This is a genomic window from uncultured Plantibacter sp. (genome assembly GCF_963518075.1).
Classification (GTDB): Bacteria; Actinomycetota; Actinomycetes; order Actinomycetales; family Microbacteriaceae; genus Plantibacter; species Plantibacter flavus_A.
This window is the reverse complement of record NZ_CAUQHZ010000004.1, coordinates 162,347-186,901: the sequence shown is the minus strand read 5'-3', so window position 1 is coordinate 186,901 and position 24,555 is coordinate 162,347. Positions and strand designations below refer to the sequence as shown.

Here is a 24,555-nt window from a genome sequence, read left to right as displayed (position 1 = left end):
CGCGTTCTCCGGCGTGCGGGTCAGGCGTCCAGGACGGCCATCGCAGCGTTGTGCCCGCCGAGTCCGCTGACCGCGCCACCACGTCGGGCCCCGGCGCCGCAGAGGAGGACGCGCGGGTGCGCCGTCGCGACGCCCCACCGCTCGGCCGCCGTCGTCCGCGGGGCGTCGTCCTCCAGGAACGGCCACGACAGCGGGCCGTGGAAGATGTTCCCGCCCGGCATCGCCAGGGAGCGCTCGAGGTCGAGCGTCGTCCGCGTCTCGATACAGGGCCGCCCCTCGGCGTCGCGCAGCAGCAGGTCCTCGATCGGCTCCGCGATCACCGAGTCCAACGATCGCAGCACCGCGGCCTGCAGTGCGTCACGGAAGGCGTCGTGGCCGCCGGGGACCGCGTCCGCCGCGACCGCGAGCCGGTGCGGCACATGGAGGCCGAACACGGTGAGCGTCTGCGCCCCTGAGGCCTGCAGCTCCGGCGAGAGGATGCTCGGGTCGCTCAGGGTGTGGCAGTAGATCTCGCACGGCAGCGGGTCGGGGATCCGGCCGGCCTCCGCCTCGAGGTACGCGTGCTCCAGCTGGGCCCAGCCCTCGTTGATGTGGAAGGTGCCGCCGAACGCCGCCGCCGGATCGACGGCCGGGTCGAGGAGCTTCGGGAGTCTCCGCAGCAACAGGTTCACCTTCACCTGAGCGCCCTCGGGATGCGGGACACCGTCCTCCGGCGCTGGCACCGTGGGAAGGATCGCTTCGGTACCACTCCACTGCACCGGCGTCCCCCGCGCTGCCGACCACGCGGCGAATGCGGCCGCGGCCGCCCGCTGCTCCGCCGCCGGGTCGAGGAGGCGCTCCAGCACCGCCGGGGCAGCGCCCGACAGGATCCACTCGCCGCGGACGACGACCCCGGGGCGGGGCCGGAACCGGTCGAGCGTCGGCATCGGTTCGGTCGCCTCGAGCTCCGCTTCCGCGGCGAGGTCCACGTAGGCGACGAGCCCGTGCTCCGGCTGGATGGAGGTCACCTCGGCGAGCGTCCGGATCTCGGCGCCGGCCTCCTCGGCCGCGCGGCGCAGCGCGTCCGTGACCGCGCCCATGCCGCCGACCGGGACGTCCCAGTCGCCCGTCCCGCCGCCGATCAGGTGGTAGAGGAAGCAGATGTTCTGCTGCAAGGTCTGGTCGCCGGCGCGGGCGAAGGTGCCGATGAGCGCATCGGTGAAGACGACACCTCGGACGAGGTCGGAACGCGCGGCGTCCTCGATGGCCCGGCCGATCGGCTCGTCGAACACCGCCGACCAGATCGACGCGACCTCAGCGGCCGGCACCCCGAGGTCCGCGGCGGCGGCGATCGCCGCGTCACGCGCATCGGAACGGCTGCGGAGCGGCTCGAGCACCGTCGGCCAGAGCACCGAGGCCAGGTGGCCGATACGACGGTGCAGTTCGGCGATGCCCGCGGCGTCCTCCGGATGCCCGATGGACGCGAACGACGCGACGGTGGCGTCGTCGTCACGGTTGTCGATCAGGAGACCCGTACCGGGGTTCGCGGGGTCGGGCGTGTACGAGGAGAAGCGGCGCCGGACGAGCCGGACGTCGAGCCCGAGGTCGTCGATGATCCTCTGGGGCAGCAGGCTGACGAGGTACGAGTACCGGGACAGACGTGCGTCCACGCCGGGGAACGGACGTTCCGAGACGGCTGCTCCACCCGTATGGTCGAGGCGTTCGAGGAGCAGGACGCGCTTGCCCGCGCGTGCGAGGTAGGCGGCGGCGGTGAGGCCGTTGTGCCCGCCGCCGACGATGACGGCGTCGTACTGCTCGACGGAATGCATGACCACACCCTATTCGCAGCCGCACTTCGACAGGCTCAGTGACCGGGGGAGGGCGCTCGGCGACCGGGCTCCTCAGCCGCCAGGCGTGTACTCGCGAGCCTCAGCTGGGATCGCCGGATCGGAGCATAGGCTGAGCAGCATGGCGAACGTTGCGAACGAGGGTCCCACCGAAGCGGTCGGACTCGCGGATCGTGCGATCGCCCTCGCGTCGAGGTGGGTCGACGAAGGGGCGGAAGCTCCGACCGATCCCGCCGCCGAGCGGCTCGCCGGCGTGCTGCGCGACCCCAACGGTCTCGAATTCACCGTCGGGTTCGTCGACGGCGTCATGCGCCCGGAGGACCCGCTCGTCGCCGGCAACGCCCTCGCCGCCCTCGCGGGTCGGACGCCGCGGTTCCTGCCCTGGTACGAGCAGGCCGCCGTCCGCACGGGTGGTCTGGTCGGTCCGGTCCTGCCCTGGGTCGTCGTACCCGCCGCGCGACGCGTCCTCCGGGGCATGGTCGGCCACCTCATCGTCGACAGCCGTCCTCGCGAGCTCGGCAACGCGATCGCGAAGCTGCGCGCCGACGGTTCACGGCTCAATCTGAACCTCCTCGGGGAGGCCGTCCTCGGCGAGGGCGAGGCGGCGAGACGGCTCGCCGGCACCCGCGAGCTCCTGCAGCGCCCCGACGTCGACTACGTGTCCATCAAGGTCTCGTCGATCGCCAGTCAGCTGTCCATGTGGTCGTTCGAGCAGGTCGTCGACCGCATCGTCCGTCGCCTCGTGCCGCTCTACGAGGAGGGGCTCGCGACCGGCACCTTCATCAACCTCGACATGGAGGAGTACCGCGACCTCGACCTCACCATCGCGGTCTTCACCCGACTCCTCGACCAGCCGCAGCTGCTGCACTACCAGGCCGGCATCGTCATCCAGGCCTATCTGCCCGACGCCCTCGAGGCGATGATGCAGCTCACCGCCTGGTCGAAGCAGCGCGTGGCCGCCGGTGGCGCGCCCATCAAGGTGCGGCTCGTGAAGGGCGCGAACCTCGCGATGGAGCGGGTCGACGCGGCGATCCACGGCTGGCCGCTCGCGACGACCGGATCGAAGCGCGAGACCGACACCAACTACAAGCGCGTGCTCGACTGGGCGCTCACGCCGGCGCACACGGACGTCGTGCGGGTCGGGGTCGCCGGGCACAACCTCTTCGACATCGCCTACGCGTGGCTCCTCGCGGGCGACCGCGGTGTACGTGAGCGGGTGGACTTCGAGATGCTGCTGGGGATGGCGACCGGTCAGGTCGAGGCCATCAAGCGGGACGTCGGGGCGGTGCTGCTGTACACGCCCGTCGTGAACCCGAAGGAGTTCGACGTCGCGATCTCCTACCTGGTCCGCCGTCTGGAGGAGAACGCCAGCGAGGAGAACTTCATGTCGGCGGTGTTCGAGCTCGCCGAGAAGCCGACCCTGTTCGCACGCGAGCGACGTCGGTTCCTCGCCTCGGTCGACGCCCTCGGAGAGACCGCCGGGCAGGTGCCTACCCCCAACCGGACGCAGGACCGCGCCGCGGAGGCCCCGGAGGCACCGCTGTCCGACAACGACGGGGACGACCGCTTCCGCGATCCTGCGCAGGCGCCCGACGCCGGACTCACGCAGCAGGTCCTCGGGCTGGAACGCGGATCGAGCGGCGGCGAGGACCGCTTCCACGCCGACCCCTCCTCCGCGTACGTCGAGACGGCGGTCTTCGCCCGCTCGGAGCGTGGTGGTGTCGTCGACGGCGCCCCGGGCTTCGAGAACACCGCAGACACCGACCCCTCGCTCGCGGCGAACCGGGCGTGGGGAGCGTCGATCCTGGCGCGCGTCCCGCAGTCGACCCTCGGTGGCTCCGCGGTCGCGGCCGCAGCCATCGACGACCCACGTGTCCTCGAACGCACGATCACGATGGTCCGCACCGCCGGTGAGCGATGGGGAGCCCGCCCCGCCGCCGAACGGGCCGCCATCCTGCACGCTGCAGCTCGGGTCCTCGCCTCCCGTCGGGCGGACCTCATCGAGGTCATGGCGAGCGAGACCGGCAAGACGATCGCCGAGGCCGATCCCGAGGTGAGCGAGGCCGTCGACTTCGCGCACTACTACGCGGCCAACGCACCCCTGCTCGAGAGCGTGCACGGCGCGCGCTTCGTCCCCTCCGCGCTCACGGTCGTGACGCCGCCCTGGAACTTCCCCGTCGCCATTCCGGCCGGAGGCGTCCTCGCGGCCCTCGCCGCCGGCAGTGGCGTGATCATCAAGCCAGCTCCACAGGCGAAGCGGTGCGCGGCCGTGGTCGTCGAGGCGCTCTGGGACGCCGGGGTGCCGCGCGACCTCCTCGTGCTCGCCGATGTGGCGGAGGGTGAACTCGGTCGTCGGCTCGTCTCCCACCCGGCCGTCGACCGGGTGATCCTGACCGGCTCCTTCGAGACGGCGCAGCTGTTCCGTGGGTGGCGTGCCGACCTGCCGCTGCTGGCGGAGACGAGCGGGAAGAACGCGATCATCGTCACGCCGAGCGCCGACCTCGACCTCGCCGTCGCCGACATCGTGAAGAGCGCCTTCGGGCACGCCGGGCAGAAGTGCTCGGCCGCGTCGCTCGTGATCCTCGTCGGCTCAGTGGCACGATCCGACCGCTTCCTGCGGCAGCTCGAGGACGCCGTCCGCTCGCTCCGGGTCGGCTGGCCGTCCGATGCGCGGACGCAGATGGGGCCGATCGTCGAGCCGGCGGGGGAGAAGCTCCTCGCCGGGCTCACCGAGCTGCGCCTCGGCGAGAAGTGGCTCGTCGAGCCGAAGCTGCTCGACGACTCCTCGGTCAACTTCGGCCGGCCGAGCGAGCGCCTCTGGTCGCCGGGGGTCCGCACCGGTGTCCAGCCCGGCTCGCCCTTCCACGTGACCGAGTACTTCGGACCGGTCCTCGGTGTCATGCAGGCCGCGAACCTCACCGAGGCGATCGCCCTGCAGAACGCGACCCCCTACGGACTGACCGCGGGCCTGCACACCCTCGACCCGGTCGATCTCGGGGAATGGCTCGACACCGTCGAGGCGGGCAACCTGTACGTCAACCGGGGCATCACCGGTGCGATCGTGCAGCGCCAGCCCTTCGGCGGGTGGAAGCGTTCGTCGGTCGGGACCGGTACGAAGGCCGGCGGCCCCAACTACCTGTTCGGGCTCGGCGAGTGGCGCCCTGATCCGGGATCGGCGAGCCGCAGTCTGCACCTCCGCGGGCTCGACACCCGCATCGTGAAGCTCATCGAGTCCGCCCAGCCGTCGCTCACCTACGAAGCCTTCGACGTGCTGCGACGGTCGGCGCTCAGTGATGCGATCGCGTGGGGGAACGAGTTCGGCGAGGTGAAGGACGTCTCGCAGCTCGGCGTGGAACGGAACCTGCTGCGCTACCGGCCGGTTCCGGTCGCGGTGCGGGTCGCGTCGGGGGCCGACCTGGGCGACGCGCTGCGGGTCCTCATCGCCGCGGTGCGGTCGCGGTCGCGATTCACCGTCAGCCTCGGTGGGCGGCTGCCGCGCGAGGTGCGCGACTGGCTGTCGGAGCTCAGCATCCCGGTTTCGCTCGAGACCGACGAGCAGTGGCTGACCCGGATGGCGGCACGCGGGTCGATCGACACGGGCGAGCTGGGCCAGGAGCCACCGGTCGCGACCCGGGTGCGGATCGTCGGCCCGCGTCCCGAGACGGTTGCGGAGGCGGAACCCGGAACGGAGGCCTCCGAGCCCGAGCCGCTCGCGAAGCGACTCGCTGAGGTGCTCGGCGGCGATCCCGAGATCGCGATCTGGGGTGGACCGGTCACCCAGGCCGGACGGGTGGAGCTCCTGCCGTTCCTGCGTGAACAGGCGATCTCGATCACCGCGCATCGGTTCGGCAACCCCGATCCGTGGTCCCAGAGCGTCATCTGACCCTGACCCTGAGTCCGTTCCCCCGGTCCCTGAGCTTGTCGAAGGGCGAGCCGCCGTCAGGCGCGGAGCGCGGCCTCCACGAGCGCCACGGCGTCCTCCGGCGAGACGCCGAGGTCCCGGATGCGGTCCGCGTACGCAGCCGCCGCCAGCTGCGCTTGCCGGTCGATCGCGTCGCCGTGCGCTGACACGAAGGTCCCCGCGCGTCCCCGGGTCTCGATGACCCCGTCGGTCTCGAGCAGTCGGTACGCCTTCGCGACGGTGTTCGGTGCGATCCCCAGCTCGTCGGCCAGACCGCGCACCGTCGGGAGCTTCGCGCCGGTCGCCAACCGCCCGTCGCGGACGGCCTCGATCACCTGCGTCCGCAGCTGCTCGAACACACTGGTCCCCGCTTGAATCGTCCACTCCATTCGCCCATCCTGCCCGCGAACGGTCACGAATGGCGACTTCCGACGAGCCGCACTGTGCGTTGGTGACCGTTCGCGGGCCGGGGGAGGGGTCAGTCGATGTGGCGGTGGATGAGGCGGGTGAGGACGATCGCACTGCGGGTGTGGTCGACGTTGGGGGCGATCCGCACCTTCTCCAAGGCGTCCTCGAGGGCTGGGATGTTCCGGGCCCGCATGTGCACGATGGCGTCGGCGCTCCCGGTGACGGTGCCGGCGTCGACGACCTCCGGGACGCCCGACAGGATCCGCAGCAGCTCGTTGGGGGACACGGTGCCGCGGCAGAAGAGTTCGACGTAGGCTTCTGTCTGCATGCCGTCGACCGTGGGGTCGACCTGGATCGTGAACGACTGGATGACCCCGTCGGCGACGAGGCGGTCGACGCGTCGCTTCACCGCTGAGGCCGACAGGCCCACGACCGCGCCGATGTCGCCGTAGCCGGCGCGTGAGTTCTGTCGGAGCAGATCGATGATGCCGCGGTCGAGGTTGTCCATGAGACTCAGTGTAAGCGCAATCATTGCGTGAAAAGCTGCCACTTCGCAGTATTCCTGCGCCAAACTCCGTGAAAACGCTGCGAATCGCATGCAATGATGAACGTGGCGTGCCCCCGGGCCCCTGGACCTCGTCCGCCGACCCTCGCTCGTTTGGAGGCCGACGTGTCGTCGACGCTCAACCACCCCACCCCCACCACGCAGGACGCCACGACCGGCACCCGCGTCGCGAACCGTCGCCGGTACCTCATGTGCCGGCCGGACCGCTTCACGGTCAGCTACCGGATCAACCCCTGGATGAACCCGGACGACCCGACCGACACCTCGCTCGCGGTGTCGCAGTGGGAGCAGCTGCACCAGGCCTACCTCGATCTCGGCCACCGGATCGACCTCATCGACCCGCTCGACGGCCTGCCGGACATGGTGTTCGCGGCGAACGGCGGCTTCACGCTCGACGGCACCGCCTACGGGGCGAAGTTCACCTACCAGGAGCGCATCCCCGAGGGGCCGGCCTACATGGACTGGTTCGAGGCGAACGGCTTCCGCGTCGAGCGCCCCGAGTTCGTGAACGAGGGCGAGGGCGACATCATGCTCGTCGGCGACACCATCCTCGCCGGGACCGGCTTCCGCACCGATCCCCGCAGCCACGACGAGGTGCGGCGCATCTTCGACCGCGAGGTCGTGACCCTCAACCTCGTGAACCCGAGCTTCTACCACCTCGACACCGCGATCGCTGTACTCGACCCGGTGGCTCCCGCCGACGGCTCGCCCGCGAACATCGCCTACCTGCCGACCGCGTTCGACGAGGCGAGCAACCGCATCCTCGAGCAGCGCTACCCCGACGCGATCCACGTGAGCACCGAGGATGCAGCCGTCCTGGGCCTCAACTCGATCTCGAACGGTCGTGAGGTCGTCATCGCCGCCCGGGCCGTCGGGTTCGAGCGTCAACTGCGCGAGCGCGGCTACACGCCGATCGGCGTCGACCTGTCCGAGCTGCTCCTCGGCGGCGGCGGCGTGAAGTGCTGCACGCTGGAGCTGCGCGGCTAGCCCTTCGACAAGCTCAGGGACCGGACCGGAGCGGTCTCAGGGGCCGGGGTCGATGTCGAGGGGTTGCGGGTGCCGGTGGCGCGGCGTATACCTGCACTGACCGCTTGAACCTGAGGAAGGGCACCCATGGACGCCGGAGAACGACGTGACCACGACCGCGCCGACGCAGGACGCTCCGGCACCCTGAGTGATGCGACGGGGTTCTGGGTCGTGATCGCCTTCGCCCTGTTCGCCGGCGGCATGTGGGCGTTCGGCGAGGCGTTCCGCGCGGACGTCCTGCAGGCCGTCTGGTTCATGGGTGGCATCCTCATGATCGCGCTCGCGATCTTCATCCCGGCGCATTTCGCCAGCAACAACTGATCCCCAGCCGGACGTTCGCCGACCGTTTCCTGAGCGTCCGGACGTCCGGTCGGAGGCCGCCGATACGGTCCTGTTCAGCGCGCTACGCTGGCTGAGCAGACACGAGGACGGCACATGGATTCCACGGTGGTCATCATCCCCACCTACAACGAACGCGAGAACCTGGAGAGGATCGTCGCGCGCGTCCGTACCGCTGCACCATCCGTCGAGGTGCTCGTGGTCGACGACAACTCACCCGACGGCACCGGAGCGATCGCCGACCGTCTCGCCGCCGAGGACGACGCGGTGCACGTGCTGCACCGCACCGGCAAGGAAGGGCTCGGCGCCGCCTACAAGGCCGGTTTCGCCTGGGCGATCGGCCGCGGATTCGGCAACGTGGTCGAGATGGACGCCGACGGATCCCATGCCCCCGAGCAGTTGCCGGCACTTCTCGCGGCCACCGCGGAGGCGGACGTCGTCCTCGGGTCGCGCTGGGTCCCGGGCGGCACCGTCGTCAACTGGCCCAAGCATCGCGAGGCCATCTCGCGGGTCGGCAGTGCCTACGCCCGGTTCGCGCTCCGGCTGCCCGCGCGGGACGTGACCGGCGGCTACCGCGTGTTCAGTGCTGACGCACTGCGGCGGCTGATGCTCGACGAGGTCCACAGCCACGGCTACGGCTTCCAGGTCGACATGCTCTGGCACGCGAACCGCGCCGGTCTGCGGATCGTCGAAGTGCCGATCACCTTCACCGAGCGGACGCTCGGGGCGTCCAAGATGACGAGCGGCATCGTCGTCGAAGCCATGCTCCGCGTCACCTGGTGGGGCGTCTGCGAACTGACGGACCGCATCATCGGGCGTCGTCCTGCAGCGTCACGGGCGGCCGCCGGCTCCTGAGTCGCGATGGCGCCCGTCGGCGGGTTCGTCGTCAGCTGCGGCGCGGCCCTGACGAGATGACCGGGGCAGAGCCGATGAGGTCCTCGTCGTCGACCGCATCCACGAGGTATGCGGCGACGTCGCAGCGAGGGATGCGGAGCGAGCTCGGCCAGCTCCCCGGTGGTGAGGACACGACCGGGCGTCGGGCGTCACTGGCGGAGAGCACGGTCGGGTGCACGATGGTCCAGTCGAGTTCCGAGCGGCGGAGGAACGCGTCCGCCTGCTCGTGATCGGCGTAGACGGTGCCGAGTCGGAGGAAGTGCGTCGCCCACCGCAGGCCGGCGGGGACGCTCCGGACCGACTCGCCGGCTCCGAGTGCGGAGAGGAGGACGATTCGACGCAGGCCACGCGAGCGCATTGCATCCGTCACGACCCGCACGGCGTTCGAGATGAGGTCGGGAGGACTCACCTGGCGCGCCCACGGCCAGTCGGACGAGCCGATGTTACTGAGGGCGATGATCACGGCCTGCGCGCCACGCATGGCCTCCTCGACGTCCTCACTCCGCAGTGGAGACCCCTGGACGACCGTCAGGCGGTCGCCGGGGACGACGGCGGCGGGGTCGCGGACGAGCGCGGTGACCGAGTGGCCGCGGCGCAGTGCCTCGCCGATGATGAGCCGCCCGGTGCGGCCGCTCCCACCGATCACGAGGAGGTGTGCCACCGTCGCCTCCCGATCGTCGAACACCGGCCCGACGGCGCAGGTGCTGCGACCGTCCGGACGGATCCATCGTCCCCGACGGAGCGACGGAGGGCATCGGGGACAACCCGGGGAGGGCGGTGTGATGGTGTGAGCGCGCGAGTCCGGCCCGAGCGACCGGCGCTGGCCGATTTCCGCGACCGGTTGTCGGTGCGGTCCCGTGACCGCTATCCTCACCAACAACTGTCGCGAAGTCGCCGCAGAACTGATCCTCGCTCAGGCGATCGGTCGGTGCGGTCCGGACTCCTCGACGATCTCGGTGGGGGGAGTGGCTCGAGCGATGGGGTGGCGTATGCCCGTGATTCAGAAGGTCGTCGCCGCGGTGATCGCGGTTGCGGCGATGACCATGTCGGTCGGCCTGCCGCAAGCGGCGTCGGCGGCCGCGCCGGAGTATCAGGCGAGCCGCGTCCTGACACTCGACGCTCGACCGTACGGGGTCGCCGTCGATCCGAACCGTGGGCTCGTCTACGTGTCGGGCCGGACGTCGAACGTCGTCTGGGTCTACGACGCCGACACGCTGGAGCGGGTGACGACGGTCGCCGTTCCGAACCTGCCATCACAGATCGCGGTCGACCCGGCGAGCGGCTACGTCTACGTGTCGCAATACACCGGCAACCTGCTGCAGGGGTCCCTCGCGGTCATCGATCCCGTGTCCGCGTCGGTCGTGGCCAGCGTGCCCGTCGGAAACGCGCCGACGGGCGTCAGCCTGAACCTCTCGACGAAGCAGATCTACGTGGTGAACTCCGCCTCGGCCTACCTCTCGGTGCTCGACGCTTCGGATCCGGCGGCTCCGGTCCCGGTCACCACCTGGTCGGCTGTGACCGGGATGCAGGAGGTCACCGTCGACGCCGCAGGAACCACCGCGTACGCCGTCGCGCCGAACAACGACCAGGTGCTCGTGTTCGACACCGCGGACGGGACGCTGCGGACGAGCTGGTCGACGAACCGCGTGCCGCAGAGCCTCCTCCTCTCCTCGGACGAGACGAGCGCCTTCGTCACGGCGCAGCTCGGCCCGACGGCGACCGTCCACGACACCTCGACCGGGGCGGTGTCCGGGTCCATCGACGTCACGAACACCTACTTCACCTCCGCCGACCGTGCGCTCGAGTCGGCCTTCCTCACGTCCCCGCAGTCGAACGGCGGAACGGTCGTGGTGGTCGATGCGGCCACCGGCGCCCGTGTCCAGGACGTGCCCGCGATCGGCGCGTTCCAGATCGCGACCGACCCGACCCGCCATCGGACCTTCGTGACGAGCATCCGGAGCAACAACCTGACGGTGATCGATCCCATCGCCACGGCACCGTCCATCGTCTCCGACCCGGTCGATCAGCGCGTGGCTGCCGGCGGTGATGCGACCTTCGAGGCCCAGGCCTCGAGCGTCGAGGCGACCACCGTGGTCTGGCAGGTCAGTACCGACGGGGGCGCGACCTGGAGTGATCTCGCCGACGAGACCGCACCGTCGCTGACGATCGAGGCGGCGACGGTCGATCAGTCGGGCCAGCGATACCGTGCGGTCTTCACGAACTCGGTCGGGTCGACGCCGACTGCGGCAGCGACCCTGACGGTGGATCCACCGGCACCGACGATCGCACTGGATCCCTTGGCCGATCGGAGCGACCGGTCGGGAGATGCGGTCTCCGTCGCCGCGAACGCGACGACGTCGGACGGCTCAGCCGTCACCTATTCGGCGGTGGGATTGCCCGGCGGCATCGGTCTGGACCCGTCGACGGGCCTGCTGCAGGGGATCCCGACCACCGTCGGTGTCTTCGCCGTGACCGTCTCGGCGACCGCAGGCGAACTGGTCGCCTCCACGACGTTCACCTGGACGATCACCGCTGCGACGGTGGTCGTTCCGCCTCCGACCCCGATCGATCGGTCGTCCGAGGAAGGGGCGCTTGTCCGGACGGGGGCCGACTCCGGGCCGTTCGCGCTGGCGGCGATCCTGATCCTCGCCGGGCTCGGGTCCTCCGCGATTGCGATCGCGATCTCGTGCGCGCGGAGGAGGGTGGGGTAGGGGCGGAGCCCCAGGCACCGACGCGCACGCAGCGCATCCGACGGAACGCGCGGCCCTGAGGGGTCGCGCGTTCCGTCGTTGTGTCGGCTTGCGCTCTTGTGACCGCTTGTATATCACTCATTCGTCGGCTAGTATTTCACGTGTAGAATCAGACATTCGGAAACCGACCGGAGATCTCCCCATGAAACCAGCCGTCCTCGCCGCCGTGACCCTTGCGCTCGCCGGCACCCTCGTCGCCTGTACGTCCGCACCGATCGCCAGCGTGGCCGAACCTGCCGTGACCCAGTGCACCGGCCGTGATGTCACCATCGGCTCGGACGGCGCGAACGTGCGCCTCATCGGCGACTGCGGTGCCGTGACGGTGCGAGCCGACGCCGTCACGCTGCATGCGGACTCGGCGACCTCGCTCACGGTCGACGGCGACGACAACACGATCAGCATCGACTTCGTCGAGCGTGTCGACGTCGTCGGATCCGGCAACGACCTCGCCTGGCTCGACGGCGCCGAGCTCGCCGAGGACGCCTTCCCCGGCAACACCCTGGCGCCGGCTCAGTGACCACCCTCCCCGACATCCCGTCCCCGTGCGGCCGCCCGGCCGCAATCGTTCTCTCGAAGGAAACAGCATGAAACCCCCTCGCTGGCGTTCGCGCCTGCAACTCATGGCCGGCACCCTGGCCATCACGACCGCGCTCGGTGGTGTGCTCTCGGCGCCGGCTGCGGCGACCACCGACCTCCAAGCCGTCGGCTCGTTCACCGAGTTCAAGCTCTCGATCACGGACGACGGCATCGTCGGCACGCTCGACCCGGCTGCCGACAACGGACTCATCGCGACCGGCTCCTCGGCGATGTTCGCCTGGTCGCTCGGAAGCGACGGACTCACCGACGGTGTCGCCTCGCAGACCCTGCCCGAGGGGTGGGTCTGGGACGAATCGTCCCTCATCAAGTTGAACAACGACTCTCCGACGTTCACCTCCCGCTACGTGCTCGAGGACGGTGGGCGCACGCTCCGTGCGACGATGTCGATCCCCTCGGGGTCGCTCGTGACGGTCGACGGTCTCACCGCGACGATGAACGGATTCACGACGGCCCCCGGCACGGTGTACGACGCGACGGTCGTCTACGAGGACGGCACGGGCGCTCGAGAGGCGTCCGGCGGGACGCTCACGACCGTGGGTGAGTACCGCTCGGACCTCACGCCGGTCGGTGGCCAGTCCAACGCGCTCGGCCAGTACGACTTCGGGAACGGTCTGGAGGACGCGATTCCACTGTCCATCGGCGTACAGCTGACCTCGTTGCTCGAAGCCGGACAGCGCCGGCCCATGGAGATCGACCTCCCGATCGACGTCACCCTGACGTACGACGGTCCCACCGCCGGTGGCGTCGAACTCGAGAGCGACCTTGCGGAAATCGTCTCCGTCGACGGCAAGGAGATCACCCTACGGATCACCTCCCTCCCGATCAGCGACGTGGCTCCCACCCGCCTGGCCATCCGGCCGACCCTCTGGTACCCGAAGGACGACGTCCCTGAGAAGGCGGCCGATGCCATCGTGATCCCCTACACCCTGACGGGTCCCGATTGGACCACCAACGGTGGCTCGACCATCGTCGGTGCGATCGGTGGTCAGTCCTCAGCGCGTCTGACGCAGAACCTGAAGGACGACGAAGAGGGCGGCTGGGTCCTCGCTCCGCCGACGGCGGGCATCTCCGCAGCACGCTACATCTCCGGAACGCCGAGCTATCCGCCGCTCAACGCGTCCCGCTGGACGAGCGTGAGCAACAGTCTGGTGTCGCCGGACGCCGAGCTCTTCTCCGAGGGGACGGTCACCCCGCCGACCCGCGCGGAGTCCGGCCAGACCCGCAGCCAGGGGCTGACGAACCTGGTCACCCACCAGTTCTGGAATCCCGAGGAGGCTCAGTTCGTCCTCGACACCCCGGCCGTGGCTTTCGGTGTCGTCCGCGACAGCACCCTCCAGCAGCAGCCGGCCGACCGGTTCCTCGTCCAGTACACGAACGGAACCGATCAGCAGGACCCCGAGAGCAACGCCTGGTTCGACACGCCGCAGGAGGCCGGGGGCCCCACGGCGATCACCGGAGTGCGCGTGCAGTACCTCGGAGAGAGTTGGCAGAAGGACGTGATCGGGCGCGTTGCCGACTTCAAGCTGTCCGTCCGTGTCCCGTTGGAGGCGCGTGCGCCGGTCGGATCCTGCATCACGATCAATCACACCTGGACGGCGGACGAGACCGGTGCCCGCGGACAGCGGACGAGCACCTGCGTCGAGCTGTTCACCACGAACCATTCGCTGGCAGCGGGTTCGGCGTCGGTCGTCGGTGGCAACTCCGTCGACCAGATCGCGCAGACCAGCCTGGTTCGACCGGCCGGCGCACGCCTCGACGCTGCGCCCATCACCTTCGACGCGGTCCGCACCGAGGTGCGACTCGACTCCGCGGTGACGGCCTTCGACGTGTCGCGTCTCGACCCGGCGTGGCGAGTCGTCGGCGTGCGCGAGGCCGACCTCGGCCCCGATGGCCTCCCCGGCACCCGCGACGACCGCGCCCCCGCGTACGTCACGCTCGAGAGCACGGCCCCGGTCGTGCTCGATGCATCGTCCACGTCGCTCAAGCCCGTTCGCATCGGCACGACGGTGTCGGTCCAGCGGCCGGTCAAGCCGAATGCTTGGACCGGCGGGACCAACGGCACCCTGTCCACCTTGAGCACCCTCTCCGGCATCGGCGACACGGCGCTCCAGGCGTCCTCGCGTGTCAACGTCGTGCAGGTGGACACCCTCTCGCTGAGCGGCGCCGCGGGGAAGCCGCAGATCGAGTCCGACGACACGTCGATCGACTTCACGACCTATTGGTACAACTTCACCCGGAGCAACTACGAGGGCAACGTCGTGTTCCTCGACGTCCTGCCGTACAACGGCGACGCCCGCGGCTCCAGCTTCTCGGGGACCGCCACGCTCCAGAGCCTTCGCCTGTTGGGCGTCGAGCCGGCGACCGTGCAGATCACGACCGCCGATCCTCGCCTCATCGGCGATGCGCCCGGCGACGAGGTCGAGTGGGTCGATCTCGCCGAGGACGCCGATCTCTCGTCCGTCACCGCTGTGCGTGTCGTCTACGTCGGGTTCAACTCCACGGCCGCGGGTGGCCTCCGTCTCGACCTCTCGGTGGAGGGGCAGGAGGCGGGAGACGTCTACCAGAACAGCGCCGACGCCTACTTCGGATCGAACTCGGTCCGTCTCCGGACGCCGAACCAGACGTCCGAGGTCGTCGGCTCCACGGTCGGCGGTGTCGTCTTCGACGATCGGAACGGCGACGGCGTGCAGCAGGCCGACGAGCCCGGCCTGGCCGACGTGAGGCTCGACCTCCGTCCGGCCGGCGGCGATGCGATCGAGCAGAGCTCGACCGCATCGGACGGGACGTTCTCGATCGACGGGCTCGTCTCCAGCCAGGAGTACGAGGTGGTCGTCGACGGCACGACGCTCCCGGCGTCACACCTGCAGACCGCCGGTTGGCAGGATCGCCGAGACGACGTCGCCGGTCCGTTCACGGTCCCGATGGGAAGTGGTCGCGACGACCTCGTGTTCGGGTACCAGACCGTCGACTCGAGCATCGTGCTCGACAAGCGTGCGACGTTGCCCGAGGGGGATCTCGAGGTCGGCTCGGTCATCGACTACACCTTCGTCGCCACGAACAGCGGGCAAGGAACCCTCAGTGACGTCCAGTTGGACGACGACCTCCGGGGCCTGAGCGAACTGGCCTTCGACTGGCCCGCCGAATCCGGTGTGCTGGCTGCCGGGGCGACCGTGCAGGCGACGGCGAGCTACACCGTGACGCAGTCCGACATCGACCGTGGTCGCCTGACCAACGATGCGACCGTCGCCGGGACCGACGCGCTCGGAAGCGCTGTCAGCGATGACGACAGCATCACCGTCGATCTCGTCACGGGGGCTGCGGTGAAGGTGTCGATCGTGGGCAGCGTGCGCGACGAGGTCGCGGCCGGTGCCGCGGTGGACTGGACCGTCACCGTCGAGAACGCCGGCTTGCCGACGCTGCGTGATGTCGAGGTTCGCGATGGCGAACAGTCGATCGGCAGCTGGGACACCCTCGCGCCCGCGGCGATCGAGATCACCACGTTCGAGACTTCCCTGACCCAGTCCGACATCGATGCCGGCCTGGTATCCCGATCGGTGGAGGTGGAAGGGTTCCACGCTGCGGACGGTTCGTCGGTGACCGATGAGGACACTGCGGAGGTGCCGCTGGACGTGGCCGGTGCGGTGTCGATCGAGGTGCTGTTGAACGGAGAGGATGTCGTTTCGGCTCCTGGTCCTGAGGTGACGGTCGGTGAGTCGATCGAGTGGACGTACGTGGTCACCAACACCGGTATCCGCACCCTTGCTGATCTGTCCGTCTCGGATTCGTTCGGGTCGGAGCTGGCGGTCATCGAGACGCTGGCCCCTGGCGAGAGCACGGACATCACGGTGTCAGCCGACGCGGTGTTCGTTGAGCAGCTCGTTCGTGCCGTGGTCTCCGGTGTTGAGGCGGGCGATCGGCCGGTGGGTCCGGTGCGTGCTGAGGACGTCAGCTGGTATCAGGGTGTGATCGACTCCTCGATCACGGTCGACGAGCGGGCGATCCTGCCTGACGGCGACCTGGTCGTCGGCTCGGTGATCGAGTTCGAGCTCACCGCGACGAACACGAGCGCCGGCACCGCATTGACGGAGGTCCAGGTCCGCGACCGGTTCGCTGGAATGGGTGAGCCGGAGGTGGTGTGGCCGGGCGAGCCCGGGACGTTGCAGCTCGGCGAGTCCGCGGTCGCGACGGTCGACTACACGCTGACGCAGGCCGACATCGATCGAGGGTCCTTGACCACGGATGCGGCCGCGTCCGGTGTCGACCTCGCCGGTGAGACCGTCGAGGATTCCGACTCGGTCACCATCGATCTGGCAACGGGTGCTGCGGTGACGGTGTCGATCGTGGGCAGTGTCCGTGACGAGGTCGCGGTCGGTGCCACGGTGGACTGGACCGTCGCCGTCGAGAACGCCGGGCTGCCGACGCTGCGGAACGTCGAGGTCCACGACGACGAACAGACGATCGGGACCTGGGAGTCCCTGGCCCCCGGCTCGATCGAAGTGACCACGTTCGAGACCACGATCACGCAGTCGGACATCGACGCGGGCTTCGTCTCGCGCGAGGTGTCGGCGTCGGGAGCACATGCTGCCGATGGATCGCGCGTCTCCGACGACGACCTGGCCGAAGTGCAGCTGCCGACCGCCGGTGAGATCAGCGTCGAGGTGCTGCTGAACGGCGAAATCGTCGAGGAGGCTCCCGGGCCGGAGATCCTGGCTGCCGACGGCATCACGTGGACGTACATCGTGACGAACACCGGTCCGCGGACACTCACGGACGTCGTCCTCGACGACGGCATGGAGCCCCGGTCGGCCTTGTCCGTCGACGGTGCGCTGGCACCAGGTGCGTCGGTCAGCGTCGATCTCCAGGAGCGCGCCGAGCTCGGCGCACACCACCGGGTCGTCACGGCGACCGCGGAAGACGGGTTTGGATCGTTCGACGACGGCGTGCAGCCTCGCTCGCTGGTATCCGCCTCCACCGAGTCCTGGTACGTCGGAATCGTCGTACCGGAGACGCCCGAACCGAACACGCCGGCACCCGTCGTCTCGTCCGGATCGACGGACGGTCCGCTCGCGAAGACCGGAGCCGAGGGCGCCTTCCTCGGAGGCGCAGCGGCACTCGCGCTGCTCGGGATCGCCCTGGGCTTCGGCCTCATCGTGCGCCGCCGTCAGCGTGAGGAGGTCGGTTCGGATCTGACGGAATGATGACACGGTCCTGCCCGGGGTTCGGGCAGGACTGATCGGCCCAGGCCGGCGGCGGGGTCGTCTCATGCGGAAGCGTGAGGCGGCCCCGCGCTCGCGTCGTGCGGCGTGCCGTCTGGCGAGAGCGCGGGACGGAACTGTGCGCCTGCGAGGACGTCCAAGGCCCCGGTCACCAAGCGTGTCGACAAGGATCCTTCGACGCGCGCGGTGACCGGGGCCGGTCGAGTGAGGAGGCGGTTACGCCTTCGCGGCTGCGGGCTTCCGCGCCGGAGCCTTGCGGGCGGGCGACGTCGCGGGCTTCGCTGTTGTGGAGCGTCCGGCACTCAGTGTCGACTGCTCGGGCAGCGGCTGCAGGGTCGTGAACCGCGACAGCTGCGTCACGTGGTGAGGCTGCAGCTCGTCGAGCGACGCGACACCCAGCAGCTTCATCGTGCGCACGATCTCACCCGAGAGGATCTGGATCGCACGATCGACGCCCTCGCGTCCACCGGCCATGAGCCCGTACAGGTAGGCGCGGCCGATGAAGGTGAAGCGCGCACCGAGCGCGACGGAGGCCACGATGTCGGCGCCGTTCATGATGCCGGTGTCGAGGTGCACCTCTGCGTCCTTGCCCACCTCGCGCACGACGCTCGGCAGGAGGTGGAACGGGATCGGCGCGCGGTCGAGCTGGCGGCCGCCGTGGTTGGAGAGCTGGACGGCGTCCGCACCGAGGTCGACGGCGAGCTTCGCATCGGCGACCGACTGGACGCCCTTGACGATGAGCTTGCCCTTCCACTGCTCGCGGATGTATTTGACCTCGTCCGGGCCGACGGTCGGGTCGAACATCGTGTCGATGAGCGCCGCGACGGTTCCCGACCAGCGGTCGAGGCTCGCGAAGGCCAGTGGCTCCGTGGTGAGGAAGTTGATCCACCATGCCGGGCGGGGGAGCGCGTCGACGATGGTCTTCGGGGTGAGCGACGGCGGGATCGTCATGCCGTTGCGGACGTCGCGCAGGCGGGCGCCGCCGACCGGGGTGTCGACCGTCACGACGAGGGTGTCGTAGCCCGCCGCGGCCGCGCGATCGACGAGCGCCATCGACCGTTCGCGCTCGCTCCACATGTACAGCTGGAACCAGTTGCGCCCACCGGGTGCCGCCGCCTTGACGTCCTCGATCGAGGTCGTGCCCATGGTCGACAGGGTGAAGGGGATGCCCGCGGCCGCGGCGGCGGAGGCCCCCGCCCGTTCGCCCTCGGTCTGCATCATGCGGGTGAAGCCGGTCGGCGCGATGCCGAAGGGGAACGCGACACGCTCGCCGAGGACGTCCCAGCCGGTGTCGACGTTCGCGACGTTCTTCAGGACGGCCGGGTGGAACTCGATGTCCTGGAACGCCTGCCGTGCCCGAGCCAGTGAGATCTCGCCCTCGGCGGCGCCGTCGGTGTAATCGAAGGGCGCCGTCGGCGTGACCTTCTTCGCGATCGCCCGGAGGTCGCTGATGGTGGTGGCGGCCGCCAGCCGTCGCCGGCGAGCGTTGAACTCCGGCTTCTTGAACTGCATGAGCGGCAGGAGGTCATGGGGCTTGGGGATGCGGCGTTCAACCATGGTCTGTCTCTTCTTTCCGCGAACTGTCGCTTGAGGTGGGTGTCGAGGGGTGCGGACTGTCGTCTTCTGACCGTTCGCGAGCCTGGTAGTAGTTGGTGATGTGGGAGCGGACGGACTGGCGGGCCAGCTCGGCGTCGGCGTGGCGGATCGCCTCCACGATGCCCCGGTGCTCGGCGCGCAGGCGGTCGGCGGTGGCTGACCACGACGCCAGTTGCGGGACGCCGGCGAGGACGTAGCGCTCGATCGAGTCGCGGAGGCCGGACATCGTGGCGACGAGGACCTGGTTGCCCTCCGCCTCGGCGAGCGACAGGTGGAACTGCGCGTCGAGGGCGAGGAACTCGGCCTCCGTGAGCGTCGACTGGTCCATCGCGTCGAGCAGGGCCTCGGGGTGTGTGAGATCGGGGACGGTCGTTCCGGCGCGCGACGCGAGACTGTGGACGACCGCGGTCTCGATCACGAGCCGGGTGTCGACCACGTCCTGGACGGCGAAGCCTTGCGCGGCCACCTGGAGCCGCATGAGGGTGGCCATGCCACCGGACGGCGTGGCGACGATGATCGCGCCGGCGGTGGGGCCGGATCCCGTGTGGGTGCGGATGAGTCCCAGGACCTCGAGGACGCGGATCGCCTCGCGGACGCTGGACCGACCGACGCCGAGGTCGATCGCGAGCTGTCGTTCGCCGGGCAGGCGGTCACCGGGGGTGAGGACACCGCTGAGGAGGTCCGACTCGATGCGGGCGAGCACGACCTCCCAGGCCCGGGGCTCCGCCGCTGGGGTGGCGGGCTGCGTCGCCGGGGCCGCGGCCGTCGCGGCCGTCGCTGGTGCGTTCATCGATCCTCCTTCGACACTTCGGTGTGGTCAGACCACAAACCCTACCTCTTGAACCGATTCAACGCGAGCCTTTCTCGCAGATTTCTCTGCGAGGGGGTTCCGACGGATATCGACGCCCGTCTCAGGTGCGGAGGACGATGTTCTCCGGCTCCTCGTCGGCCAACAGATGTTCGATCTGCCGACGCAGGAGACGCGCCATCCGCGGCAGCATGGCGCTCGTCGCACCCCCGATGTGCGGGGAGACGAGCACGTTCGGCAGGGACCACAGCGGGTGGTCGGCGGGCAGTGGTTCGGGGTCGGTCACGTCGAGCGCCAGTCGGATGCGACCGCTCGTCGCGTGCTCCACCAGGGCGTCGGTGTCGGCGACGGGGCCGCGGGCGACGTTCACGACCAGGGCGTCGTCGGGCAGTGCCGCCAGGAAGCCGTCTCCGATCAAGCCGCGGGTGCTGTCGGTCAGCGGGACGACGACGATGACGATCTCCGCGTGCGGCAGGAGTTCGGGCAGTTCGTCGATGCCGTGGATCGGCCCCCGCTCGTCCTCCCGCGCGCTCGACGCCACCCGGGTGACCTCCACCTCGAACGGGAGCAGGCGCTCCTCGATGGCCGCACCGACCCCGCCGTACCCGATGAGGAGCACGCGGCGGTCGGCGAGGCTCGGGCGCTGGCTCTGCAGCCATTCGCCCGTCCGCTCGGCCCGCACGAAGTCGGGGATGCCGCGCTGCGAGGCGAGGATGAGCCCGACCGTGAGCTCCGCCGTCGAGGCCTCGTGGACGGTCGCCGCGTTGGCGAGGGTGATGCCCTCCGGGAGGAGGTCCGCGAGGCCGTCGTAACCGATCGACTGCACCTGGACGAGCTTCGGCGTCACCGCACCGACGTTCGCGAGCGGTTTGTTCGAGCCGAGGTACACGGGCACGACGAGGTCGATGTGCTCGACCGGCGGTTCGGTGCGCAGATCCCATTCGACGAACTCGACGCCCTCGGGGAGGGGTCCCTGCGACAGCACCTCCTCGCGCAGGTCGGCGGGCAGGCTGACGATGAGTGGAGAAGCGGTCATGCTGCGACGCTACCGGCTGACGGTCGTGGAGCCGGCAGGCTTGCGCGGCTCGTAGCGGGTCGGCTCGAAGGAACGGGCGACGAGGGCGCGCAGGGACTCGAGGTCGCCGTCGATGATCCCCACCGCCCTCGCCTGGACGAGGACGTTCCCCAGTGCCGTCGCCTCGACCGGGCCGGCGATGACGGGGATCCCCGCACGGTCGGCCGTCAGCTGGCAGAGGAGCGTGTTCTGGGATCCGCCGCCGACGACGTGGATCGCGCGCACCTGGACCCCGGACAGCTCGGAGGCCGTGTGGACGGCGTCCGCGAACGCCTGCGCCAGGCTCTCGATGATGCACCGGACGAACTCGGCACGGGACTGCGGGACCGCCCGCCCGTGCTCGGTGAGGAACCCGGCGATGCGCGCCGGCAGGTCACCGGGGGCGAGGAACCGGGGGTCGTTCGCATCGAACACCGAGACGGGTGCGTCGACCGCGGCGGCCTGGGCGATGAGCCCGGGGAGGTCGATCGTCTCGCCCCCGCGCTCCCAGGTGCGCACCGACTCGCTCAGGAGCCAGAGTCCCATCACGTTGTGCAAGAAGCGGGTGCGTCCGTCGACGCCGCCCTCGTTCGTGAAATTCGCCGCTCGACTCGCCTCGGTGAGGACCGGGCGTTCGAGCTCGACCCCGACGAGTCCCCAGGTGCCGCACGAGATGTAGGCGGCATCCGGGGTCGTCATCGGGACGGCGACGACCGCTGACGCCGTGTCGTGCGAGCCGATGGCGGTGACCGGGGTGGAGGAGGCTAGGCCGACCTCGGTGGCGACCGCCTCGAGGAGCGTCCCGATGCGATCGCCCGGCTGGACGATGGGCGGGAGGATCGTCGCCGGGATGTGGAGCCGCCCGAGGAGCTCGGTGTCCCAGGCGGTCGGTTCGCCGGCGCGGACGAGGCCGGTGGTCGACGCGTTGGTGGCCTCGGCGACACGGGCACCCGTCAGCCAGTGCGCGATGAGGTCGGGCACCAGGAGTGCGGTGTCGGCGACGTCGAGCATGCCGGCGTCGCGCTCGGTCGCGAGCTGGTAGACGGTGTTGAACGGCAGGAACTGCAGGCCGTTCACGCGGTAGAGGTCGGCGAAGGGGACCGTTCCGTGGACCGCCTCGACACCTGCAGCCGTCCGTTCGTCGCGGTAGTGGAACGGTGCGCCGAGGAGGCGCCCCTGCCGGAGGAGGCCGTAGTCGACCGCCCATGAGTCGATGCCGATGCTCGCCAGGTGCGGCTCCTGCTTCGCTGCGCCCGACAGCCCCGCGATGATCGAGCGGTACAGCTCGAGGATGTTCCAGTGCAGGCCGTCCGGCGTGCGGACGGGCGTGTTCGGGAACCGCGCGACCGGTACGAGGCGCAGCTCGCCGGGGCCGACGTGGCCGAGCATGACCCGCCCGCTCGTGGCCCCGAGGTCGACCGCCGCGACGGTGCCGCTCCGGCCTGCCGCGCTCATCGCAGGAAGGCCGCGGCCACGCCCGCGTCGACGGGGATGTGCAGTCCGGTCGTGTGGCTGAAGTCGCTCGTGCAGATCGCGAAGACCGCGTTCGCGACGTTTTCGGGGACGACCTCGCGCTTGAGGATGGTGCGCTGCGCGTAGAACTTGCCGAGGTCCTGCTCGTCGATGCCGTACGTCTTCGCGCGGTTCGCACCCCAGCCCGAGGCGAAGATGCCGGAGCCGCGGACGACGCCGTCGGGGTTGATGCCGTTCACCTTCACACCGTACTCGCCGAGCTCTGCGGCGAGGAGACGGACCTGGTGGGCCTGGTCGGCCTTCGTCGCGGAGTAGGCGATGTTGTTCGGGCCGGCGAACACGGAGTTCTTCGACGAGATGTAGACGATGTCGCCGCCGAGCTTCTGGTCGATGAGCACGCGTGCGGCGGCCTTCGAGACGAGGAACGAGCCCTTCGCCATGACGTTGTGCTGGAGGTCCCAGTCCGCCTCGGTGGTTTCGAGGAGCGACTTCGACAGCGAGAGACCGGCGTTGTTGACGACGAGGTCGAGCCCGCCGAAGGCCAGGACCGTCTCGTCGATCGCGGCCTGGACGGCTGCCTCGTTCGAGACGTCGGCGGCGATGCCGATCGCGACGTCCGTGGTGCCGAGCTCGGCTGCCGCGGCCTGCGCCTTCTCCAGTGAGAGGTCGGCGATCGCGACGACCGCACCCTCCGCGACGAGACGCGTGGCGATGGCCTTGCCGATGCCGGATGCGGCACCGGTGACGAGCGCGATGCGGGTCGCGAGCGGCTTCGGTTTCGGCATCCGCTGCAGCTTCGCCTCCTCGAGCGCCCAGTACTCGATCGCGAACTTCTCGGCCTCGTCGATCGGCGCGTAGGTCGAGAGCCCCTCGGCGCCGCGCATGACGTTGATGGCGTTGACGTAGAACTCGCCGGCGACGCGGGCGGTCTGCTTGTCCTTACCGAAGCTGAACATGCCGACGCCCGGGACGAGGACGATGAGCGGGTCGGCACCGCGGATCGCCGGGCTGTCGGCCGTGGCGTGGCGGTCGTAGTAGGCCTGGTAGTCCTCGCGGTACGTCTCGTGCAGCGTGCCGAGACGCTCGATGACCTCCTCGACGCTCGCCGTGGCGGGCAGGTCGACCGTGAGCGGCTTCACCTTGGTGCGGAGGAAGTGGTCGGGGCAGCTCGTGCCCAGTGCGGTGAGGCGCGGGTGCTCCGCCGAGGCCAGGAAGTCGAGGACCTCGGGGCTGTCGGTGAAGTGGCCGACGACGGGACGGTCGGCGGAGGCGAGCCCGCGGATGGTGGGCGCGAGGGCCGCCGCCTTCGCACGACGCTCGGCCTCGGGGAGGGCCGCGTAGCCGTCGAGCGCCGGACCGAAGGGCTCGGGGCGGGAGTTCGCCTCGATGTAGGCGGCCGCGGTGTCGATGATCCACAGCGAGTTCGCCTCGGCCTCCTCGGAGGTGTCGCCCCAGGCGGTGATGCCGTGTCCGCCGAGGATCGTGCCGATCGCCTGCGGGTTGTCGGCCTTGATGGCGGCGATGTCGAGGCCGAGCTGGAAGCCGGGGCGACGCCACGGGACCCACACGACCTTGTCACCGAAGATCGTCGTCGTGAGCGCCGGGCCGTCGGCGGCGGTCGCGATGGCGATGCCGGAGTCGGGGTGCAGGTGGTCGACGTGGGCCGCGTCGACGAGGCCGTGCATGGCGGTGTCGATCGACGGGGCCGCGCCGCCTTTGCCGTGCAGGGTGTAGTCGAAGGCGGCGACCATCTCGTCCTCGCGGTCGAGGCCGGGGTAGACGTCCTGCAGAGCGCGCATGCGGTCGAGGCGAAGGACCGCGAGACCCTCGGGCTTGAGCGTGCCGAGGTCGCCGCCGGAGCCCTTGACCCAGAGGAGCTCGACCGGCTCGCCCGTGACGGGGTCGATCTCGGTGCCCTTCGCCGAGGTGTTGCCGCCGGCGTAGTTGGTGTTCTTCGGGTCGCTCCCGAGGCGGTTGCTGCGGGCGATGAGCTCGGCAGCGGTTGGGTTCACGGACATTCGCACTCCTTCGTCGGGGCACGTCCGTGCCCGATGTTCAATCGTGTTAAGTGTCACACGAAGTGACAGATCTCGCAATGGCGA

At 70.0% G+C, this 24,555-nt stretch carries 16 protein-coding genes; 7 read left to right on the top strand and 9 right to left on the bottom strand.

Annotated elements, in window-relative coordinates; genetic code table 11:
- Nucleotides 1-20: 20 nt before the first annotated feature.
- The gene (locus RWN05_RS07610; RefSeq protein WP_079004055.1) at nucleotides 21-1,808 is read right to left on the bottom strand and encodes an NAD(P)/FAD-dependent oxidoreductase; all 1,788 of its coding nucleotides are present in this window, start codon (nucleotides 1,806-1,808) and stop codon (nucleotides 21-23) included.
- Nucleotides 1,809-1,947: 139 nt separating this feature from the next.
- Between RWN05_RS07610 and RWN05_RS07605 the strand changes: the two genes are divergently transcribed.
- Nucleotides 1,948-5,709 carry a bifunctional proline dehydrogenase/L-glutamate gamma-semialdehyde dehydrogenase gene (locus RWN05_RS07605; protein WP_314139144.1) on the top strand — a complete coding sequence of 1,254 codons (3,762 nt, stop codon included), beginning with the start codon at nucleotides 1,948-1,950 and terminating at the stop codon, nucleotides 5,707-5,709.
- 56 nt (nucleotides 5,710-5,765) lie between these two features.
- Here RWN05_RS07605 and RWN05_RS07600 read toward each other — a convergent pair whose 3' ends face one another.
- Nucleotides 5,766-6,116: a GntR family transcriptional regulator gene (locus RWN05_RS07600; protein WP_079003587.1), complete on the bottom strand. Its 351-nt coding sequence runs from the start codon at nucleotides 6,114-6,116 to the stop codon at nucleotides 5,766-5,768.
- 89 nt (nucleotides 6,117-6,205) lie between these two features.
- Nucleotides 6,206-6,643 carry an Lrp/AsnC family transcriptional regulator gene (locus tag RWN05_RS07595; RefSeq protein ID WP_064294884.1) on the bottom strand — a complete coding sequence of 146 codons (438 nt, stop codon included), beginning with the start codon at nucleotides 6,641-6,643 and terminating at the stop codon, nucleotides 6,206-6,208.
- A gap of 162 nt (nucleotides 6,644-6,805) precedes the next feature.
- Between RWN05_RS07595 and ddaH the strand changes: the two genes are divergently transcribed.
- The 3 genes from ddaH to RWN05_RS07580 all read left to right on the top strand — a co-directional run bounded on the left by ddaH (nucleotide 6,806) and on the right by RWN05_RS07580 (nucleotide 8,920).
- On the top strand, nucleotides 6,806-7,687 hold the full coding sequence (gene ddaH, locus RWN05_RS07590; protein ID WP_346425808.1) for a dimethylargininase: 882 nt from the start codon (nucleotides 6,806-6,808) through the stop codon (nucleotides 7,685-7,687).
- Nucleotides 7,688-7,813: 126 nt separating this feature from the next.
- On the top strand, nucleotides 7,814-8,047 hold the full coding sequence (locus RWN05_RS07585; RefSeq protein WP_079003586.1) for a hypothetical protein: 234 nt from the start codon (nucleotides 7,814-7,816) through the stop codon (nucleotides 8,045-8,047).
- Between the two features lie 114 nt (nucleotides 8,048-8,161).
- The gene (locus tag RWN05_RS07580) at nucleotides 8,162-8,920 is read left to right on the top strand and encodes a polyprenol monophosphomannose synthase (protein ID WP_071260435.1); all 759 of its coding nucleotides are present in this window, start codon (nucleotides 8,162-8,164) and stop codon (nucleotides 8,918-8,920) included.
- A 31-nt stretch (nucleotides 8,921-8,951) separates the two neighbouring features.
- Here the strand turns inward: RWN05_RS07580 and RWN05_RS07575 are convergent, their stop codons facing one another.
- Nucleotides 8,952-9,620 carry an NAD(P)-dependent oxidoreductase gene (locus RWN05_RS07575; RefSeq protein WP_167620530.1) on the bottom strand — a complete coding sequence of 223 codons (669 nt, stop codon included), beginning with the start codon at nucleotides 9,618-9,620 and terminating at the stop codon, nucleotides 8,952-8,954.
- Nucleotides 9,621-9,948: 328 nt separating this feature from the next.
- Here RWN05_RS07575 and RWN05_RS07570 point away from each other — a divergent pair, with 328 nt between their 5' ends.
- The 3 genes from RWN05_RS07570 (at nucleotide 9,949) to RWN05_RS07560 (ending at nucleotide 17,504) form a co-directional block, all read left to right on the top strand.
- A complete protein-coding gene (locus tag RWN05_RS07570; protein WP_167620529.1) occupies nucleotides 9,949-11,670 on the top strand; it encodes a YncE family protein in 1,722 nt (573 codons plus the stop codon).
- Between the two features lie 181 nt (nucleotides 11,671-11,851).
- The gene (locus tag RWN05_RS07565) at nucleotides 11,852-12,226 is read left to right on the top strand and encodes a DUF3060 domain-containing protein (protein ID WP_079003583.1); all 375 of its coding nucleotides are present in this window, start codon (nucleotides 11,852-11,854) and stop codon (nucleotides 12,224-12,226) included.
- Between the two features lie 67 nt (nucleotides 12,227-12,293).
- Nucleotides 12,294-17,504, top strand: coding sequence for an SdrD B-like domain-containing protein (locus RWN05_RS07560; RefSeq protein ID WP_314139141.1), 5,211 nt, complete (start codon nucleotides 12,294-12,296; stop codon nucleotides 17,502-17,504).
- Nucleotides 17,505-17,738: 234 nt separating this feature from the next.
- Here RWN05_RS07560 and RWN05_RS07555 read toward each other — a convergent pair whose 3' ends face one another.
- From RWN05_RS07555 to RWN05_RS07535, 5 genes are all read right to left on the bottom strand, one after another.
- Nucleotides 17,739-19,079 (bottom strand): alpha-hydroxy acid oxidase, encoded by a 1,341-nt coding sequence (locus RWN05_RS07555; protein ID WP_079003581.1) that lies wholly within the window; start codon nucleotides 19,077-19,079, stop codon nucleotides 17,739-17,741.
- Nucleotides 19,072-19,908 carry an FCD domain-containing protein gene (locus RWN05_RS07550; RefSeq protein ID WP_314139140.1) on the bottom strand — a complete coding sequence of 279 codons (837 nt, stop codon included), beginning with the start codon at nucleotides 19,906-19,908 and terminating at the stop codon, nucleotides 19,072-19,074. The genes RWN05_RS07555 and RWN05_RS07550 overlap by 8 nt, the downstream gene beginning before the upstream one ends.
- Before the next feature lie 121 nt (nucleotides 19,909-20,029).
- Nucleotides 20,030-20,962 (bottom strand): 2-hydroxyacid dehydrogenase, encoded by a 933-nt coding sequence (locus tag RWN05_RS07545; protein ID WP_314139139.1) that lies wholly within the window; start codon nucleotides 20,960-20,962, stop codon nucleotides 20,030-20,032.
- A gap of 9 nt (nucleotides 20,963-20,971) precedes the next feature.
- Entirely contained in the window at nucleotides 20,972-22,435 is a 1,464-nt protein-coding gene (locus RWN05_RS07540) for a rhamnulokinase family protein (protein WP_079003579.1), read from the bottom strand.
- Nucleotides 22,432-24,471, bottom strand: a complete 2,040-nt coding sequence (locus RWN05_RS07535; protein WP_314139138.1) for a bifunctional aldolase/short-chain dehydrogenase — start codon at nucleotides 24,469-24,471, stop codon at nucleotides 22,432-22,434. The genes RWN05_RS07540 and RWN05_RS07535 overlap by 4 nt, the downstream gene beginning before the upstream one ends.
- Nucleotides 24,472-24,555 lie beyond the last annotated feature (84 nt).